2 protein-coding genes and 1 pseudogene are annotated in these 3,241 nt (G+C 70.0%); 2 read left to right on the forward strand and 1 reads right to left on the reverse strand.

Features of this window, described 5'->3' with window-relative positions; translation table 11 throughout:
* Nucleotides 1-1,630, forward strand: a 1,630-nt coding sequence (locus IH13_RS38095) for a glycoside hydrolase family 6 protein (RefSeq protein WP_031087109.1), incomplete at its 5' end; no start/stop codon positions are given.
* A 160-nt stretch (nucleotides 1,631-1,790) separates the two neighbouring features.
* Here the strand turns inward: IH13_RS38095 and IH13_RS0122220 are convergent.
* Complete coding sequence (locus IH13_RS0122220) at nucleotides 1,791-2,453, reverse strand: VanZ family protein (RefSeq protein WP_031087110.1); 663 nt, start codon at nucleotides 2,451-2,453, stop codon at nucleotides 1,791-1,793.
* A gap of 62 nt (nucleotides 2,454-2,515) precedes the next feature.
* Between IH13_RS0122220 and IH13_RS38100 the strand changes: the two are divergent.
* A pseudogene (locus IH13_RS38100) lies at nucleotides 2,516-2,967 on the forward strand (tetratricopeptide repeat protein).
* Nucleotides 2,968-3,241: the final 274 nt, after the last annotated feature.

Below are 3,241 nucleotides of genomic sequence, written 5' to 3' on the forward strand. Positions count from 1 at the left end.
CGGCTGCACCGTCGACTACACCATCCAGAACCAGTGGAACGGCGGGCTCACCGCCTCCGTGAGCGTCACCAACAACGGCGACGCCCTATCCGGCTGGCAGCTCGAGTGGAGCTTCGCCGGCGGCGAACAGGTCAGCCAGGGCTGGAACGCCACCATCTCGCAGAGCGGCTCCGCCGTCACCGCGAAGGACGCCGGCTACAACGCCGCCCTCGCCACGGGCGCCTCCGCCACCTTCGGTTTCAACGCGACCGGGAACGGCAACAGCACCGTGCCCGCGACGTTCAAGCTGAACGGCGTCACCTGCAACGGAGCCGCGGGACCGATCGACCCCACGGACCCGACCGATCCGACCGACCCGCCCACGAACCCGCCCGCGGGCAGCCGGGTGGACAACCCCTACCAGGGCGCCAAGGTCTATGTGAACCCGGAGTGGTCGGCGAACGCCGCGGCCGAGCCGGGCGGCGACAGAATCGCCGACCAGCCCACCGGCGTCTGGCTGGACCGCATCGCCGCGATCGAGGGCGCGAACGGCTCGATGGGGCTGCGCGACCACCTCGACGAGGCCCTGACGCAGAAGGGCTCCGGCGAACTCGTCGTCCAGGTCGTCATCTACAACCTGCCCGGGCGTGACTGCGCGGCGCTGGCCTCCAACGGTGAGCTCGGCCCGACCGAGATCGGCCGCTACAAGACCGAGTACATCGACCCGATCGCGGAGATCCTCGGCGACCCGAAGTACGCGGGTCTGCGGATCGTCACCACGGTCGAGATCGACTCGCTGCCGAACCTCGTCACCAACGCCGGCGGCCGCCCCACGGCCACCCCGGCCTGTGACGTCATGAAGGCCAACGGCAACTACGTCAAGGGCGTCGGCTACGCGCTCAACAAGCTCGGCGACGCGCCCAACGTCTACAACTACATCGACGCGGGCCACCACGGCTGGATCGGCTGGGACGACAACTTCGGCCCGTCCGCGGAGATCTTCCACGAGGCCGCGACGTCCGAGGGCGCGACCGTCAACGACGTGCACGGCTTCATCACCAACACGGCCAACTACAGTGCGCTGAAGGAGGAGAACTTCTCCATCGACGACTCGGTGAACGGGACCTCCGTGCGGCAGTCGACGTGGGTCGACTGGAACCGCTACACGGACGAGCTGTCCTTCGCACAGGCCTTCCGCAACGAACTGGTCTCCGTCGGCTTCAACTCCGGCATCGGCATGCTCATCGACACCTCCCGCAACGGCTGGGGCGGAACGGACCGGCCGAGTGGTCCGGGCGCGAGCACCAGCGTCGACACCTATGTGGACGGCGGGCGCTACGACCGGCGCATCCACCTGGGCAACTGGTGCAACCAGGCGGGAGCGGGTCTCGGTGAACGGCCGCAGGCCGCTCCCGAGCCCGGGATCGACGCGTACGTCTGGATGAAGCCTCCGGGGGAGTCCGACGGTTCCAGCTCGGAGATCCCGAACGACGAGGGCAAGGGCTTCGACCGGATGTGCGACCCGACGTACACGGGCAACGCCCGTAACAACAACAACATGTCGGGGGCGCTGGGCGGCGCCCCTGTCTCCGGGAAGTGGTTCTCCGCCCAGTTCCAGGAGCTCATGAAGAACGCCTACCCGGCGCTCTGACGGCCTGAGGGGCGATGTCCGCCCCCGGGGGCGTCGTCCGGTGCGATGCGGGACCGCGAGGCCGACGGGAGCCCTGGTGGCAGCTGCTACCAGGGCTTTCGGCCAACACGGCGAGCGTACGTGGCGGACGGCACGACGGCGCGGCTTGCCCGCAGGGTCATCAGGCACCGCGTCGGTCCGGTCCGGGCGCTCCCCCGCCCGGACCGGACCGACGGCCGCGCCACCTCGCGGTGAACCCACGCCCGCGCGCGGGCGGCTCTCCGGCCGGGCCCTCGGTGGGGCCCTCGGTGGGGCCCTCGGCCGGTTTCCGGGCGGGCGAAGGCTCGGGGGCGGGTGTGGCCGCCAGTGCGTGGTAGCGGTGGCTGGCCTTCCGGCCGATCAGGAGGTACCCCAGGAGGGCACCGGCGGTGTTGAGGATGACGTCGTCGATGTCGAAGGCGCGTCCCGTGACGAGCGCGCCCTGGACGAGTTCGATGACGGCCATGACCGTCGCGGTCAGAACGGTCATCCGGATCATCCGCAGCCGGCGGGGCACCAGGACCGGGAGCAGTACCCCGAACGGGACGCCCAGCAGGAGGTTGCCTCCCGCCTGTTTGCACGCGGCGAGGAACGTGTACTCCTCCGCGTACTGCCGCAGAGACCTTCCCGGGCGCAGGTTGGACGTCACGATGCCCTCCGAGGCGGGCGACGGGGTCAACGTCACCTTCGCCAGAGCGATCGAGAAGACCACGAGCCCCAGTGACGCCACCACGAGCACCACGGCTCGCAGCAGGAGACGGCCTGGACTTCCATGTCGTGCCCGGCGCTTCGCCTCTGCGTCCATGGACCCCGTTTTCCCCGGACCGCGGCGGCCACACCACGGGCCCCCGGTGCGACGATGGGCGCATGACTGCTCAGAAGAAGGACGCATTGCTGGCGGAGGCCGTTCGGCTGCGCGAACAGGGCCACCCGGAACAGGCCAGGGAGCGTCTGCTCTCCCTCACCGCGTCGTTTCCGGAGGCCGCCGACGTGGCGTACCAGACCGCGTGGGTCCATGACGTACTCGGCCTGGAGGCCGAGGCCGTGCCGTACTACGAGCGGAGCCTCCAGGGGGACGCCCTGAGCGACGAGGACCGCCGGGGCGCGCCGCCGAGACATTGCGCGGGGGTGTCGCGCAGTTCCCGGACGACGGTGCGCTGCGGACCTTCCTCTCGATGGCCCTGTTCAACACCGGCGACCATCACGAGGCGATGCAACTCCTGCTGCGTCTGCTCGCCTCGACGAGTGGGAGCCCCGAGGTGCAGCGGTACCGGACCGCCATCGAGCACTACGCGGAGGATCTGACCCGGACCACGTGAAAGCCCCGGCCGGATCGGGGGAATCCAGCCGGGGCGGCTCACGCGTGGGATGCGGCGGACGGTGCCGCTCGGCGGGCTGTGCCCGCCCATTCCCACGTATAGATGAACAATAAACCACTCGGGTCCGTTCCCGGGAACCGCAGGGGCCCTCTGTGATTCACACCACGGCCACCTGCGACGATGCCCGTTCCGGGCGCCTTCGGGCCTCCGTCAGCGGGCCTCACGGAAGAGCACGTGCTGCCCCGCGACCGGGTCGAACTTGCGCAGCTCCAGC

Source organism: Streptomyces sp. NRRL WC-3549 (assembly GCF_000721935.1).
In the GTDB taxonomy this organism is placed as follows: domain Bacteria; phylum Actinomycetota; class Actinomycetes; order Streptomycetales; family Streptomycetaceae; genus Streptomyces.

Bases quoted from the DNA above. Each gene is read 5' to 3' on its own strand.
- IH13_RS0122220 (WP_031087110.1), bottom strand. From the start codon at position 2,453: ATGGACGCAGAGGCGAAGCGCCGGGCACGACATGGAAGTCCAGGCCGT.